Source organism: Bradyrhizobium genosp. SA-3, from assembly GCF_004212635.1.
Classification (GTDB): Bacteria; Pseudomonadota; Alphaproteobacteria; order Rhizobiales; family Xanthobacteraceae; genus Bradyrhizobium.
On sequence record NZ_PSRT01000003.1, the window covers coordinates 51,061 to 66,528 of the forward strand.

Annotated in this window: 13 protein-coding genes; 8 read left to right on the plus strand and 5 right to left on the minus strand. The window is 64.9% G+C overall.

What is annotated here, in order from left to right; genetic code table 11:
• The first annotated feature begins 189 nt into the window (after positions 1-189).
• Entirely contained in the window at positions 190-1,080 is an 891-nt protein-coding gene (locus CWO91_RS01380) for an aldose 1-epimerase family protein (protein ID WP_130211931.1), read from the plus strand.
• Here the strand turns inward: CWO91_RS01380 and CWO91_RS01385 are convergent.
• Both CWO91_RS01385 and CWO91_RS01390 read right to left on the minus strand, forming a co-directional pair.
• Entirely contained in the window at positions 998-1,939 is a 942-nt protein-coding gene (locus CWO91_RS01385) for an MBL fold metallo-hydrolase (protein ID WP_245471087.1), read from the minus strand. The genes CWO91_RS01380 and CWO91_RS01385 overlap by 83 nt on opposite strands.
• Positions 1,940-2,035: 96 nt before the next feature.
• The gene (locus tag CWO91_RS01390; protein WP_130211932.1) at positions 2,036-3,193 is read right to left on the minus strand and encodes an acyltransferase family protein; all 1,158 of its coding nucleotides are present in this window, start codon (positions 3,191-3,193) and stop codon (positions 2,036-2,038) included.
• Between the two features lie 293 nt (positions 3,194-3,486).
• On the opposite strand from CWO91_RS01390, the gene CWO91_RS01395 reads away from it, so the two are divergent.
• Positions 3,487-4,302, plus strand: a complete 816-nt coding sequence (locus tag CWO91_RS01395) for a response regulator transcription factor (protein ID WP_130211933.1) — start codon at positions 3,487-3,489, stop codon at positions 4,300-4,302.
• Between the two features lie 97 nt (positions 4,303-4,399).
• Here the strand turns inward: CWO91_RS01395 and CWO91_RS01400 are convergent, their stop codons facing one another.
• Positions 4,400-5,194, minus strand: a complete 795-nt coding sequence (locus CWO91_RS01400; RefSeq protein WP_130211934.1) for a transglycosylase SLT domain-containing protein — start codon at positions 5,192-5,194, stop codon at positions 4,400-4,402.
• 223 nt (positions 5,195-5,417) lie between these two features.
• On the opposite strand from CWO91_RS01400, the gene pgm reads away from it, so the two are divergent.
• From pgm to CWO91_RS01420, 4 genes are all read left to right on the plus strand, one after another.
• Positions 5,418-7,064 (plus strand): phosphoglucomutase (alpha-D-glucose-1,6-bisphosphate-dependent), encoded by a 1,647-nt coding sequence (gene pgm, locus CWO91_RS01405; RefSeq protein ID WP_130211935.1) that lies wholly within the window; start codon positions 5,418-5,420, stop codon positions 7,062-7,064.
• A gap of 295 nt (positions 7,065-7,359) precedes the next feature.
• A complete protein-coding gene (locus CWO91_RS01410; protein WP_130211936.1) occupies positions 7,360-8,409 on the plus strand; it encodes an aromatic ring-hydroxylating dioxygenase subunit alpha in 1,050 nt (349 codons plus the stop codon).
• Positions 8,410-8,412: 3 nt separating this feature from the next.
• Entirely contained in the window at positions 8,413-9,165 is a 753-nt protein-coding gene (locus CWO91_RS01415) for a GntR family transcriptional regulator (protein WP_008139252.1), read from the plus strand.
• Positions 9,166-9,175: 10 nt separating this feature from the next.
• Positions 9,176-10,156: a PDR/VanB family oxidoreductase gene (locus CWO91_RS01420; protein ID WP_130211937.1), complete on the plus strand. Its 981-nt coding sequence runs from the start codon at positions 9,176-9,178 to the stop codon at positions 10,154-10,156.
• A gap of 217 nt (positions 10,157-10,373) precedes the next feature.
• Here CWO91_RS01420 and CWO91_RS01425 read toward each other — a convergent pair whose 3' ends face one another.
• Both CWO91_RS01425 and CWO91_RS01430 read right to left on the minus strand, forming a co-directional pair.
• The gene (locus CWO91_RS01425) at positions 10,374-12,335 is read right to left on the minus strand and encodes a putative bifunctional diguanylate cyclase/phosphodiesterase (RefSeq protein ID WP_130211938.1); all 1,962 of its coding nucleotides are present in this window, start codon (positions 12,333-12,335) and stop codon (positions 10,374-10,376) included.
• A 360-nt stretch (positions 12,336-12,695) separates the two neighbouring features.
• A complete protein-coding gene (locus tag CWO91_RS01430; protein WP_130211939.1) occupies positions 12,696-13,061 on the minus strand; it encodes a nuclear transport factor 2 family protein in 366 nt (121 codons plus the stop codon).
• Between the two features lie 100 nt (positions 13,062-13,161).
• Between CWO91_RS01430 and CWO91_RS01435 the strand changes: the two genes are divergently transcribed.
• Both CWO91_RS01435 and CWO91_RS01440 read left to right on the plus strand, forming a co-directional pair.
• A complete protein-coding gene (locus CWO91_RS01435; RefSeq protein WP_130211940.1) occupies positions 13,162-13,752 on the plus strand; it encodes a TetR/AcrR family transcriptional regulator in 591 nt (196 codons plus the stop codon).
• A 54-nt stretch (positions 13,753-13,806) separates the two neighbouring features.
• Positions 13,807-15,432, plus strand: coding sequence for a GMC family oxidoreductase (locus CWO91_RS01440; protein ID WP_130211941.1), 1,626 nt, complete (start codon positions 13,807-13,809; stop codon positions 15,430-15,432).
• The last annotated feature ends 36 nt before the right edge of the window (positions 15,433-15,468 follow it).

Consider the following 15,468-nt stretch of genomic DNA (forward strand, 5'->3'; position numbering starts at 1 on the left):
CGGCGGTGTGACAACCTAGGCGCTGATCATGCGAGTTGCTGCGCGTAGCCGCTGTGTCGAGCTGGCGATGGTCCACACCAAATTCTCTGTTACGTTTCAACGCTCTGTACAAGCAAGCGCCATCGATGACCGTCACGCCTCCGCTGGTGCCGCCTTGCTGCGTATCAGATCGCGGTGTAGAGGTCGCGCATGAGCGATGAAACCCACTCCATTCGAAGCGGCCGGCTCAGCGCGGCCATCAAGGCGCACGGCGCCGAGCTGTGCTCGCTCAAAGACGGAGGCGGCATCGAATTCGTCTGGCAGGCGGGGCCGGAATGGCCGCGCCACGCGCCGCTGTTGTTTCCGATCGTCGGGCGCCTCGCCAATGACGAATTGCGGCACCGGGGCAAGACGTATCGGATGACCCAGCACGGCTTTGCGCGCGACAGCCGCTTTGCGTGGGCAGAACGCGGCGAGAGCCGCTGCACCCTGGTGCTCGAAGACAGCGAGGCGACGCGTGCGCTCTATCCGTTCGCGTTCCGGCTCACCGCTGCCTATGCGATCGACGATTCCGGCCTTGATCTGACGTTCACGATCGCCAACACCGACAAGGAGACATTGCCGGCGTCGCTCGGCGGTCATCCCGCCTTCAACTGGCCGCTGCAATCCGGACTGGCAAAGGAGAGCTATGCGCTGACCTTTGCGAACGCGGAATCGTCTCCCGTCCGCCGTCTCGACGGCGGCTTGCTGCGCGCGGCAACGGCACCAAGTCCGGTCAAAGATAAATCGCTGCCCTTGTCCGAAGCCTTGTTCGTGGATGACGCCATCATCTTCGACCGCATCGAGAGCAGCTCGGTCCGCTATGCCGCCGGGCAGGGCGCATCAACCGGGCCGTGGCTGAAAATGTCCTGGCGCGGTTTTCGCGAGCTCGGCGTCTGGTCGAAACCGTCGGGCGCGCCGTTCCTTTGCATCGAGCCCTGGCGCGGCCATGCCAGTCCCGCCGGCTTCGACGGCGAGTTCACCGACAAGCCCGGCCTGATGCATATCGCGGCGGGAGCGGAAGAACGCTTGTCGTTCCGGATCGAAGTCGGATCGTCCTAGAGCGACGTCCTCGGACCTCGATGCGCGTCAGGTCCTCGCCGAGCACGACAGGGCCTGAGTAGTCCCGCCGGACATCGTTGAGCAGCGCGCTCAGCATGGAATCGTCGGTGCGCGGCCGGTGATGGGTCAGGGCGAGCTTCTTGACACCGGCCTTGGCCGCGACCTTGCCGACCGTATCGCCGCAGGCGATCGTGAATTTCGCAAGCCGGCGCAAGTGCTCGTTGTTGATTTCTGGCGTTGCGAGGAAGCAGCACTGAACCAGCAGGTCGGCGCCCTCAGCCAGTCGCTCGAGACCGGGGCAGGGGACCGTGTCGCCGGAAATCGCAATGACCTTGCCCTCCGCCTCGAAGCGGTAGCCGAGACACATCCAGCGTTGGAGGAAGGCCGGCGGCATGTCGAGGCCGTCGCCATGCGAGACGAACTCGGCGCTGATCTTCCAGCGGCCGGTGTCGAGAACGGGACCCGGCACGATGTCCGTTGCAACCACCGGTTTCCAGCCGCCGAAGGTCGGCTCGCCGCGATCCCGCCAGGTGATGTCCTTGTCGTAGACCTGCGTGATCAGCGTATTGACCAGCCGTTCGGTATCCGGGGGACCATAGATGCGCAGCTCGTCCTTGCGGCCATGCATCCATGAATTCAGCATCACATCGTAGAGGTCGCCGATGTGGTCGAAATGGTGATGGGTGAGAAAGACCGTGTTGATGGCGCCGAGCGGCACGCCGGCCTTGCTGAGCTGCAGCATGACGCCGCGGCCGGCGTCGATCAGGATGTTCTCGTCGCCGAGCCTGATCAGCGTGGTCGTCGCCATCCGGCGAGGATCCGGGCGCGGGCCGCCGGTGCCGAGCAGTATGACCTCCATGGCGCCACCTCCAGCGTGAAAATCTTTCACAGTAGATTTGAACACGGCAAGCTAAGCAAGCCGCATCAAGGCCGACGCCGGAACGGAGCAGGGCGCTCAGCGGACGCCGGCCGCAGTGGCGACGAGGGTCGGCCGGATGGTTGATCGGTCCGCTCTCGCGGACGTCAGGCGGTGCGCCAGATCCTGCGCATGCCGCTCGACCAGATGCCAGGTCGCGCGGGCGACGAAATAGCTGAGCGCGGCGGTGACCGCATAGGCGATGAGCAGCGAGACCAGCCCGTCCGCGAGCGGCCAGATCTGGCGCAGGCCATAGATCACCGCGAAGTGCGACAGATACATCGAATAGGAATTGCGGCCGAGCGCCTCGATCGGCCGCCAGCGGAGTGCGAGGCGGATGCAGCCGGCGACCAGCGCACCGAGCACGAGATTGATCATCAGATAGTTGAATTCATGCGAGCCGGTGGCGCGGTCGGCGATGCAGGACAGTGCGATGAAGACGGCGAAGACCGCGGCATCCGACTTCGCAAAGCCGTCGCGCAGCGAGAAGAACAGCGCGCAGCCGACGAGGAAGACCGGAAGCTGGTTGAGGAAGCTGATGTGCAGCGTGGTCCAGACGAAAGCTTCGTTGCCCGATCCGTAATAGGCCGAGAACAGCGCGAAGGCGAACGGCTTGAACAGGCAGACATTGACGAGATGCAGCACGATCGCGAGCGCGAGATAGAGATGACGGCGTGCTCCGAACGCGGTGATCAGGAGCGGAAAGACCAGATAGAACGTCATCTCCGCCGCGATCGACCAGTCGCCCGGCACGACACTGTTGACGCTGTCCGGCCAGAAGCCGTGCAGGAACGTCGCGGTCAGGATCACCTGAAGCGGTCCGACGCCGTTGGGAGCGTTGGCGCTCGGCCCCGTGCCGTTGACGAGCAGGTAGACCGGGATCGCGAGCCAGAACAGCGGCGCGATGCGCAGGAAACGGCGGATGTAGAACTTGCGCGTCGGATTCGTTTCGGTGCGCTGCGTCCACATCAGGCACATCGTCATGGCGCTGACGAAGTAGAACACGTTGACGCCGGTCCAGCCGCACATGAAGGCGAAGTCGACGGCGCCGATGTGCGACGGGAACGACTGCGAGACGTGGATCGCCATCACGCCGGCAATGGCAAGACCGCGCAGCAAGTCGAGCGTGTGCGAACGGCCGAAGGGCGTTGCGCCTTCTTTGGTTCGACCGGCTGCCAAGCGGGCTTGCCCCTGCATCACGCCTTCTCCATGGTCTGGTATCTGCGAGCGGAGGGACCATAGAGGCGGGGCCGGCGTTTCCGAAGCCGAAGGCGTCTTTTACCTTAACGGCGGTTGTCCGGAGCTGACTGTGCGCGGTTGTCGGTTATGTCGGCTCGCGGCGGCCGTGCGGATCAGGCTGGCGCGATTATGCGCGGGATGAGAATTGTGGGCCAATTCATACTTAATGCGTCAAGACCATGACCAATATTGTTTGGGCATCACAACACGCCTAGTATCGCGGCAGGCAATTTCGGGGGCTCGAATAGGTCGTGAATGGGCGTTCACAGGACAGCGCGTTGCGCGACGACCTGAATTTCCAGGACGGGCCGCAGGCACACAGGACATCCAAGGTCGTGGCCGATTCCGCCCGTCCGGAATTGCGTCCCGCCGGCCGCGAGCGGCTGATCGTCGTCGAAGACGATCCGGTGACGCGGACGATGCTGGTCGGCTATTTTGACGAGAACAATTTCGACGTGGTCGGCGCCGGCTCCTGCGCGGAATGCCGCCAGGCGCTGCGCGCGCGTACCGATCTCGTCTTCCTCGACGTGCAGCTGCCCGACGGCGACGGCTTCGAGCTCGCCAAGGAGGTCCAGGCGACCAGCAACGCCGGCATCATCTTCGTGACGCGCCGCGATACCGATGTCGATCGCATCCTCGGCCTCGAGATCGCCGGCGACCATTACGTCACCAAGCCGATCAACTTGCGCGACTTGCTCGCGCGCGCGCGCAGCGTGCTGCGGCGGCGCTCGCTCGATCGCAAGGCGGCGCGCAACCACAATTCGATCGCGTTCGGCGACTGGATCATCGACCTGACCCGGCGCGAGCTGCTCGGCAGCGACGGCAAGCCGGTGGCATTGACCCGCGCCGAATTCGACCTGCTCGCCGCGCTGGTCGGCGCCGACGGCAGGCCGCTCAGCCGCGACTATCTGATCGAGGTGGTCAGCAACCGCCAGGCCGAGGTCGACATTCGCACGGTCGATGCGCTGGTGGCGCGGCTGCGCCGCAAGCTCATCGGCAGCGGCACGCCCGTGATCGCGACCGTCACCGGCGTCGGCTACAAGCTCGCGCTCAGCGAGCGGCTCTAGAGCATGATCCGGACCCGAAGGGCCGCGTTAGCGCAAAGTGTGAAGCGGTTTTCCGACAAGATCATGCTCAAACAACAAGACACCGGCAGCATCGCCGTCAACGCGATGCGACGCGCTTCCATTTTGCTTCGATGCGAGCCTTGATTTGGCTGATCCGGGCTTCATGTGCGGCCCAATAGGCGCGGCTGGCGGCGGCCGTGCCCTGACGGTATCGGGCATAGACGGCTTTGGGCTGCGTCGACATCTTCGGTGCACTTGCCAGTTTTGCCGGCGCCGCGGGAATGGCCGGGGGCGCTGGAGCCGGAACGGCCACGGCTTCGACGTTCAGCGAGGCCGAGTTCATCGCGAGAAGCCGGTTGCGGGCCCGGTTGCAATAGACTTGCGACCGCGGGGTCATCGTCTCCTCGCCATGACCCGCCCGATATTTCATGAGCGCACGGCAGAGATCCCCGCCCGCCAGACGCCAGGCCTGGCTGAGATAAAGCACCCCGTAATGGATGTTGATGTCCGGCTCTGCCAGTTCAGCATTGCTTCCATGGAATCCCAGCATCGCGGCGGTCTCGGGCCGCACCTGCATCAGCCCGATCTCGCCGACGCTGCCGATCACGGCCGGGTTGTAGCCGCTCTCGACGAAGACCACCGCTTCGGCGATGTCGGCAGGCAAGTTGGTGTTTGCGGTTTCCCTCTCGATGATCTTCCGGATCTCGGCGCGGGATGCCGGCGTTTCTCCGGCGCCGAGCTCCGTCCCGCCGTCAGGCAGCGCCGCCGTCGTGCGCGGCTCGTCCGGACCGCCGTCCTTGGCCTGCGCGCAGATCGGAGCCGACAAAAGCAGAGCGACCGCCACGCGTCCCCACGTCGCGCCGAGATTGAAGCGTGTCCGATCCCACAACATGGGTCTGTGATAGAGCTTTGGAGTTAACAAACCGGCCTTGCGGTGCGGCAAGGCTATCACGCGCGCGCGCTCTGGGTCCTGACTTTCGCCAGGACGACGCCGGAGGTTGTGGCACAGCTGACCCAAGGGAACGCCTGTTCCCTCGCGCGTGTTGTGCCCTTGGCGGGGTGCCGGCCGATGCTAATGTGTCCCGCGATCGCTTTCGACAGGACGAGGTATTTCAGTGGCTGATGTTCATCCCGCGGCGGGCAAGCAGGCCTCGCCGGACGCGCTCACCAATATTCCGCGGCTGGTGACGGAATATTTCGCCGGCAAGCCTGATGCGGCCGACCCCGCGCAACGGGTCGCGTTCGGCACCTCGGGTCATCGCGGCACCTCGTTCAAGAACACCTTCAACGAGGGCCACATCCTCGCGACCACGCAGGCGATTTGTGACTATAGAAGAGAAAAGCAGCTGACCGGCCCGCTCTTCATCGGCATCGATACCCATGCGCTGGCAGAGCCGGCCCTGGTCAGCGCCATCGAGGTGTTCGCGGCCAACGGTGTCGACGTCATGATCGACAAGGACGGCGGCTACACGCCGACGCCGGTGATCTCGCACGCGATCCTCTCCTACAACAAGGGGCGTACGAGCGGCATCGCCGATGGCGTCGTGATCACGCCCTCGCACAATCCCCCCGAAGACGGCGGCTATAAGTACAATCCGCCGCATGGCGGCCCCGCCGACACCGACGTCACCGGCGTGGTCGAGAAGCGCGCCAATACCTATCTCGCCGACGCCCTGAAGGGCGTGAAGCGCATCGACTATGCCAAGGCGAAGAAATCCGCGAACGTCCACGCCTATGATTTCATCACGCCTTACGTGGCCGATCTCGGCAATGTCGTCGATCTCGACCTGGTCAAATCCGCTGGCGTCACGATCGGCATCGATCCGCTCGGCGGTGCCGCCGTGCACTACTGGCATCCGATCATCGAGCGCTACGGCCTCAAGGCCACCGTCGTGAACGAGGCGATCGATCCGACCTTCCGCTTCATGACGGTCGACTGGGACGGCAAGATCCGCATGGACTGCTCCTCGCCCTACGCCATGGCGAGCCTGATCGGCATGCGCGACCGCTTCGACGTCGCCTTTGCCAACGACACCGATGCCGACCGCCACGGCATCGTGACGCGCACCGGCGGCCTGATGAATCCGAACCATTATCTCGCGACCGCGATCTCCTATCTGTTCGCGCACCGTCCGAATTGGGGCAAGGATGCCGCGATCGGCAAGACCGTGGTATCGAGCTCGATCATTGACCGCGTTGCGAAAAAGCTTAGTCGCAAGTTGGTCGAGACGCCGGTCGGCTTCAAATGGTTCGTCGACGGCCTCCTCACGGGCTCCTTCGGCTTTGGCGGCGAGGAGAGTGCAGGGGCCTCGTTCCTGCGCCGCGACGGCACGGTATGGACCACCGACAAGGACGGCGTCATCCTCGGCCTGCTCGCCGCCGAGATCATGGCGAAGACCGGCCGCGATCCCAGCCAGCTCTTCAATGACCTCACCGCCGAGTTCGGCGTGCCCCATTACGCGCGGATCGACGTCGCCGCCACCGGGCCGCAGAAGAACATTTTGAAATCCGTCACGCCCGAGCAACTTGGCCTGAAGGATCTCGCCGGCGATCCCGTCCGCGCTACGCTGAGCAAGGCGCCCGGCAACGGCCAGCCGTTCGGCGGCATCAAGGTCGAAACCGATTTCGGCTGGTTCGCCGCCAGGCCGTCGGGGACGGAGGACGTCTACAAGATCTACGCCGAGAGTTTTCGCAGCACCGACCACCTGACGCGGATTCAGGAAGAGGCCAAGGCGGGCTTGGCCAAGGTGTTCGGGGCGTAGGGAGCCCAGAGGCAGGTGCCTCGCTCCCGCCTCTCCAGGGGAGGGCGTGCCGTATCCTCCGGTCTCATCGCCCGCGCAGGCGGGCGATCCAGTACTCCGCGGCGGAAGTTGTCTGAAAGAATGACCGCCGCGGTGTACTGGATTCTCCGCCTTCGCGGGGAATGACACCGATTGTTGGATATGTATACAGCAATCCAGTGAAAGGTAATTAGGTACAGCACTTTTGTGCTTGAACAATTTCGTCTCTCGATTACTGTATACATAACGTATGCATAAGCCCGTGGGAGCGAGACCGATGACAAAACCCTTCCCCATGAACGCCTGGTACGCCGCCGCCTGGGATGCCGAGGTGAAGCCGGCGCTGTTGCCGCGGACGATCTGCGGCAAACACATCGTGATGTACCGCAAGGCCGATGGCTCGGTCGCCGCGCTGGAGGATGCCTGCTGGCACCGCCTGGTGCCGCTGTCCAAGGGCCGGCTCGAAGGCGACACCGTCGTCTGCGGCTATCATGGCCTGAAGTACAACGCGCAAGGGCGCTGCACCTTCATGCCCTCGCAGGAGACCATCAATCCGTCCGCCTGTGTGCGCGCCTATCCCGTGGTCGAGCGTCACCGCTACATCTGGCTCTGGATGGGCGATCCCGCGCTGGCCGATCCCGCGCTGGTTCCGGACATGCACTGGAATCACGATCCGGCCTGGGCCGGCGACGGCAAGACCATCCACGTCAATTGCGACTATCGCCTCGTGCTCGACAATCTCATGGATCTCACCCACGAGACCTTCGTGCACGGCTCCTCCATCGGTAACGATGCGGTGGCCGAGGCGCCGTTCGACGTCACCCATGGCGAGAAGACGGTGACGGTGACGCGCTGGATGCGTGGCATCGAGCCGCCGCCGTTCTGGGCCAAGCAGCTCGGCAAGCCCGGTCTCGTCGATCGCTGGCAGATCATCCGTTTCGAGGCCCCGTGCACCATCGCCATCGACGTCGGCGTGGCGCCGACGGGCACCGGCGCGCCGGAAGGCGACCGCTCGCAAGGCGTCAACGGTTTCGTACTCAACACGATCACGCCGGAGACCGAGAAGACCTGCCATTATTTTTGGGCCTTCGTGCGCAACTATCGCATCAGTGAGCAGCGCATCACCACCGAGATCCGCGAGGGCGTCTCCGGCATCTTCCACGAGGACGAGCTGATCCTCGAAGCGCAGCAGCGCGCGATGGACGAGAACCCCGATCGCATCTTCTACAATCTCAACATCGACGCCGGCGCGATGTGGACGCGCAAGCTGATCGATCGCATGGTGGCGAAGGAAAACGCGCCAACACATCTCCAGGCCGCGGAGTAGACTATGGCCGAACGTGAGGTTGACCGCTCCGTCTCGCAGACCGTGAAGGCGCAGCTCGCGCTGCGCGACCAGATCCTGTCGGGCTCGTTGCGTCCGGGCGAGCGCATCTCCGAGCTCCAGGCGGTGGAGACGACAGGCGCCTCGCGCACGCCGGTGCGCATGGCGCTGGTGCGGCTGGAGGAGGAGGGCCTGTTGGAGGCGATCCCCTCCGGCGGCTTCATGGTGAAGGCGTTCTCGGAGCGCGATATCTCCGACTCCATCGAGCTGCGCGGCACGCTGGAAGGCCTCGCCGCGCGCTTTGCCGCCGAGCGCGGCGTCTCCGCGCGCGAGCTCGAGCCGCTGAAGGAGTGCCTCGCCGCGATCGACGAATTGCTGCGCCAGGTGCCGATCTCGGTCGACGCATTTTCGTCTTACGTCACGCTGAACGCGCGCTTCCACGCCCTGCTCACGGAATTATCGCGCAGCCCGCCCTTGATCCGGCAGATCGACCGCGCCTCGGCGCTGCCGTTCGCCTCGCCGAGCGGCTTCGTGATGGCGCAGTCGGCGCTGCCGGAGGCCCAACAGATCCTGATCATCGGGCAGGAGCATCATCGGGTGGTGATCGACGCCATCGAGAACCGCGAAGGCGCGCGGGCCGAGGCCGTCATGCGCGAGCATGCGCGGCTCGCGGTGCGAAACCTGCGGCTCGCGCTGCGCAACCGGACCCATCTCGACCTCTTGCCGGCGCTCGCGCTGATCAAGACCGCAACCGATTGAGGCAATCACCATGCGCTTCATCGAAACCTGGATTCCGGCGACGCTCGTCTCGACCCGCGATCTCGCACCTAGCATCCGCGAATTCCTGATTCGGCCCGATCAGTTCGACGGTGCGGCCTATCCGGTCGGCAGCCATATCAATGTCAGCGTCAGCATCGACGGTCTGCCGGAGACGCGGTCCTATTCGCTGGTCGGCGAAGCTTCGTCCCACGGCTTCAAGATCGCGGTGCGCCGCGCCGAGGATTCCCGCGGCGGCTCGCGCTACATGTGGCAATTAGCGCCAGGCGCGCGGCTCGACATCACGCAGCCCGCCTCGCTGCTTGCGGTGGACTGGGCGCGCGAAAATTATTGTCTGATCGCCGGCGGCATCGGCATCACGCCGATCCTCGGCGCCGCGCAGGCGCTGGCCCGCCGCGGCGCTGACGTCACGCTGCACTATGCCGTGCGTTCGCGCAGCGAAGCTGCCTATCTCGACGATCTCGCCGCGCTGCTCGGCGATCGTCTGGTCGTTCATGCCAGCGACGAAGGCAACCGGCTCGATCTCGACGCCCTGTTCGCCTCACTGCCTCAAGGGACACTCGCGCTGTTCTGCGGCCCGATGCGCATGCTCGATGCCGCGCGCCACGCCTGGATCGGCGCCGGCCATCCGCTTCCCGATCTGCGCTACGAGACGTTCGGCTCCAGCGGCACGCTGCCGACCGAGACGTTCCGGGTGCGCTTGAAGGGCTCGAATGTCGAGCTCGAGATTCCACGCGAACGCTCGATGCTTGACGTGCTCAACGCCAGCGGCCACGATGTGATGTATGATTGCAAACGCGGCGAATGCGGTCTCTGCGCCATCGACGTGGTCGCGGTCGACGGCGAGATCGACCATCGCGACGTCTTTTTCAGCGACCATCAGAAGCAAAGCAACCAGAAGATCTGCGCCTGCGTCTCCCGCGCGAGGGGCACCATTACGGTCGACACGCTGCTGCGGGCGGACGCGATTTGAAGCAAGCCCGGAGCGGGAGTCTGTTAGGAGGAATGGACGGCGCCCAGGGCTCCACCTCGCCCGCTTGCGGGAGAGGTCGCGCCGAAGGCGCGGGTGAGGGTTCTCTCCTCTTGGGGAGTCCCTCTGCGGAGACACCCTCTCCCCAGCCCTCTCCCGCAAGCGGGAGAGGGGGCTCACCGCCCTCATCGCCGGCTCTCAGGCCCACTATAATTTCCACCTACGCCGCGTAAGTCGCCCGATGCTTCTTGCTGTCCAGCAGCGCCAGCACGGCATCGGCCGCCACCGGCCGGCTGATCAGATAGCCCTGCACCTCGTCGCAACTGATCTGGCGCAGATATTCGAGCTGGTCGGCGGTCTCGACGCCTTCGGCGACGACCCCGATGCGCAGGTCCCGCGCGAGCGAGATCACCGACTTCACGATGGCGGCGCAGTCCGGCTGCACCAACACGTCGCTGATGAAAGACTGGTCGATCTTGATGCGGCTGAACGGCAGCTTGCGCAAATAGGTGAGCGAGGAGAAGCCCGTCCCGAAATCGTCGAGCGCCACGGTGACGCCGAGCTCCAGCAGCGCATTCAGGACCGATGCGGCCGAGCCGTATTTCGACAGCAGCATCGATTCCGTGATCTCGATCTCGAGCCGGCTGGGCGAGACCTTCGCATCAGCAAGCGCCTGCACGATGGTCTGGAGGACGCCGGTGTTGTGAAATTGCGCCGCGGAGAAATTGACGGCGACCCTGATCTCGTCCGGCCATTGCGCCACCGTCGCGCAGGCGCGGCGGATGACCCATTCGCCGATCTCGTGGATCAGCCCGGTCTCCTCCGCGATCGGAATGAATTCGCTCGGCGGCACCAGTCCGCGCACCGGATGCTGCCAGCGCAGCAGCGCCTCGAATCCGGTGATGCGGTTGTCGCCGAGATCGAGGAACGGCTGGAACACCAGGAACAACTCGTCCCTCGCGATCGCGCCCGCGAGGTCCGATTGCAGTGCCTTGCGGTCGCGCGACACCCTGTCGTCGCTGGTCTCGAAAAAGCAGACCGTGCCGGCTCCCGCCTTCTTGGCGCGATAGAGCGCGGCATCGGCATTCTTCATGATGTCGAGCGGCGTGGTGCCATCGCGCGGCGCCAGCACGATGCCGACGCTGGTCGCGCCGACGATCTGGCGGCCCTCGATCTGGAACGGCTCGGTGAAGGCCGCGACAAAGCGCTCGGCGATCTCGAGCGCATCTTCCGGCCGCGCCAAATTGTTCATGACCAGCGCGAATTCGTCGCCGCCGATGCGGGCGACATGCTCTGCCGCACGCGTGCAGCGTTGCAGGCGGCTTGCGACCTGGACCAGGAATTCGTCGCCGGCGGGATGGCCGAACTGGTCATTGACCTCCTTGAAGCGATCGAGGTCGAGCAGTAGCACCGCGAATTCCTCGCCGGACAGCGCCAGTCTCTTCAGCGCGGCATCGAGCGTTTCGTTGAAGGCGACGCGGTTGGGCAAATGGGTGAGGGAATCCTGCCGCACCGTGCGCTCCGCCTCGATCTGCCGCATCACGCGCCGCGCGAACGCGAACGAATTGACGAACACGCCGCGCAGCAGCACGCTGCCGTAGACCACGACCAGGAAGGCGATTAGCAGGAAAGCGAGATCGCCGTTCCTGCCGAGGCAGATGGCGATGCCGAGGAAGATGGGCGCGGTGAAGGCGATGGCCGCGATCGGAATCGTGGCGAACGCCAGCGCGCCGCCTGCCAGCATGCCCGAGCATAGGCAGGTGATGACGAGCTGGCCGCCGGTCGAAGCATCGGCGAAGAAGGCGACCGGGACGATGCCCCAGGCCGCGCCAAGGATGAAGGCGTTGCGCACCAGACGGTGCATGGCGCGGCGCGAGACGAATTGCGGTTTGGTGATGCGGCGCGCGGCGTGGGACTGCACGCCGAATCCGATCGCGGCGGCCGCCACGGTGACCGCCCAGATCAGGGCGGGCATCCTGTCCGGCGACTGCCACAGCGCGATGGCCAGCACGATGGCGTTGCAGGCGTTGGCGAGCATGATGCCGACCGAATAGCCGAGCACCAGCGACATCTGCTCGGCGCGGATATGGCCGGCCACGGCCTCGTCGGTTGTGGGACCGCCAAAGGCCGACAGATCGCCGGCGAACAGCCGTGCGAAATAGCTGGTCGTTTGAGTCCGCATTCGAGAGCCTAGCAGCATCGGCCGATTGTCCGGCTAGAAGCGAAAAATTCGCTGCAAACCTTTGACGAACTATGAATTATCCCTAGCTGCCGCAATGGGAGTGAGCACTTCTACGTGTTCAAACGAAGGTATCGATAACAAATCGATACAAATGCGTGATGGCAGGAAGAAAGAGGCGGCCCCCCTAACTCCGCTGTCATGCCCCGCCAGCGGGTCTCGCCTCCGGCGAGCCCGATGACAGGCTCCGGCGGGGCATCCAGTACGCCGCGGCCTATCGGATCAATCACAACTGTCTCGGAGTACTGGATCGCCCGCCTTCGCGGGCGATGACAGCGGTGGCAGGGCGAGAGGCAGGCGCGGTCACCGCCCCAGCTGCTTCGGATCGTAATAAAACCGTTCCTCGATCAGCTGATCGCCCCGCCAGGTCTGCCACGCGATCTCGTCCAGCGTCCGCGTGACGCCCTCGGCATTGGTGAAGCTGAAGAGCCAGCGAGTCGCGACGTGGTCGCCCTCGATCAGGCTCGGCCCGATACGCACGGCCTTGACGTCCTTGGACGCCGCCAGCACGCCGCGTTCCTTGGCGACGAGCTTGTCGCGGCCGACGGTCGGGGCGGCGTTGTTCTCGTAGGTCACGGCATCAGGCGTGCAGAACCGTTCGATGGCGCCGATGAAGTCTCCGGCTTCCAGCCGCTGCGCAAACGCCTCGACAATGTCACGGCTCGGCATGGAACACCTCACAATAAAAACAGACTGATAGTCGGTAAATACCGACCGGTGGTCGAAAAGTCAACTGGCCGCTTGCTGCGAATTCGATTAGACGAGACTGATGGCGAAGCAGGCGGAACGGCGCGCGGCGACGATGGAAGCGATCCTGACGGCGGCACGCCGCCTGTTCGGGACACAAGGATTCGCCGCCACCACCATGGACGAGATCGCGGACGCCGCCCGCATCGCCAAGGGCGCGGTCTATCATCACTTCAAGACCAAGGAGGCGGTGTTCGAAGCCGTGTTCGACCAGGTCTCGCGCGACCTGGTCGTCGAGATCGACGGCGCCGCGCGCGCCGAGAAGGACGTTCTTGCCGCCATGGTTGCCGGGACCCAGCATTACTTTGCGGCGACCGCAAAGGGCCCCACCGGCCAGATCATCCTGCGTGACGGGCCCGCCGTGCTCGGCTGGGAACGCTGGCGCGAGATCGACGCCAAGCACTTTGGCGGCAAGCTGCCGCGCGCGATCGCGGCGGCGATGGAGGCCGGCCTGATCGCGCGCCAGCCCGTCGAGCCCCTGGCACGGCTGATGCTCGGCGCCGTCACGGAAGCCGCGGTCGCCTGCGCCGGACGCGCCGATATCGCAAGGGCGGGCGCGGAATATGCCCGTGCGTTCAGGTCGCTGGTCGAGGCGCTGCGCCTGCGTGCATGATTGTGCTAAGTGACGAAACGGAAACGCCAACACCAACAAAAAGAACAGTAGCGCATGAACGCAAATTCCTCGCTCGCGCCGTCCGAACCCGAATTCGACTACATCATCGTCGGTGCCGGCTCCGCCGGCTGCGTGCTCGCCAACAGGCTCTCTGCGAACGGCAAGCACAGCGTGTTGCTGCTCGAAGCCGGCCCGAAGGATTCCAACATCTGGATCCACGTGCCGCTCGGCTACGGCAAGCTGTTCAAGGAGAAGACGGTCAACTGGATGTACCAGACCGAGCCGGAGCCCGAGCTGAAGGGGCGCCAGGTGTTCCAGCCGCGCGGCAAGACGCTGGGCGGCTCGAGCTCGATCAACGGCCTGCTCTATGTCCGCGGTCAGCACGAGGACTACGACCGCTGGCGCCAGCTCGGCAACACCGGCTGGGGCTATGACGACGTGTTGCCCTACTTCAAGAAGGCCGAGAGCCAATCGCGCGGCGCCGATCAATATCACGGCAGCGGCGGGCCGCTGCCGGTCTCCAACATGATCGTGACCGATCCGCTGTCGAAAGCCTTCATCGACGCTGCGGTCGAGACCGGTCTGCCGTACAATCCTGACTTCAATGGCGCCACGCAGGAAGGCGTCGGCCTGTTCCAGACCACGACGCGCAATGGCCGCCGTGCCTCGACGTCGGTGGCCTATCTCGGCCCGGCCAAGACGCGCAGCAATCTCAAGATCGAGACCTCCGCACACGCCCACCGCGTCCTGTTCGACGGGCGCCGCGCCGTCGGCGTCGAATATCGGCAAGGCGCGGCCTTGCGCCGCGCGCGGGCGCGCAAGGAGATCGTGCTGTCAAGCGGGGCCTACAACTCGCCGCAGCTGCTTCAGCTCTCCGGCGTCGGTCCCGCCGATCTCCTGCGCAAGCACGGCGTCGACGTGGTGCTCGATGCACCCGGTGTCGGCCATGACCTCCAGGACCACATGCAGGTCCGCATCGTGATGCGCTGCTCGCAGAAGATCACGCTCAACGATACGATCAATCATCCGCTGCGCCGCACGATGGCCGGGGCGCGCTATGCGCTGTTCCGGAAGGGTTGGCTGACGATCGCGGCCGGCACAGCGGGCGCGTTCTTCAAGACCAGCCCGCGGCTGGCCTCGCCCGACATCCAGGTGCACTTCCTGCCGTTCTCGACCGACAAGATGGGCGAGAAGCTGCACGATTTCTCCGGCTTCACGGCGTCGGTGTGCCAGCTCCGGCCCGAAAGCCGCGGCTCCCTGGGCATCAGAAGTGCCGACCCGACCGTGCCGCCGGAAATCCGCATCAACTACATGTCGACCGAGACCGACCGTACCACCAACGTCCAGGGCCTCAAGATCCTGCGCAAGATCCTGAACGCGCCGGCGCTGAAGCCGTTCGTCGCTGGCGAGGTCGATCCCGGCACGAAGGTATCCACGGACGCCGAGCTCCTGGATTTCTGCCGCGAGCGCGGCAGCACCATCTACCATCCGACCTCGACCTGTCGTATGGGCAATGACGCGCTCGCGGTGGTCGACCAGCGGCTTAAGGTGAGGGGGCTTGACGGCCTTCGCGTCGTCGACGGCTCGATCATGCCGGACCTCGTGTCGGGGAACACCAACGCGCCGATCATCATGATCGCCGAAAAGGCCTCCGACATGATATTGGAGGATGCGCGTTAGAGCATGATCCGGAAAAGTGGGAACCGGTTTTCCGAT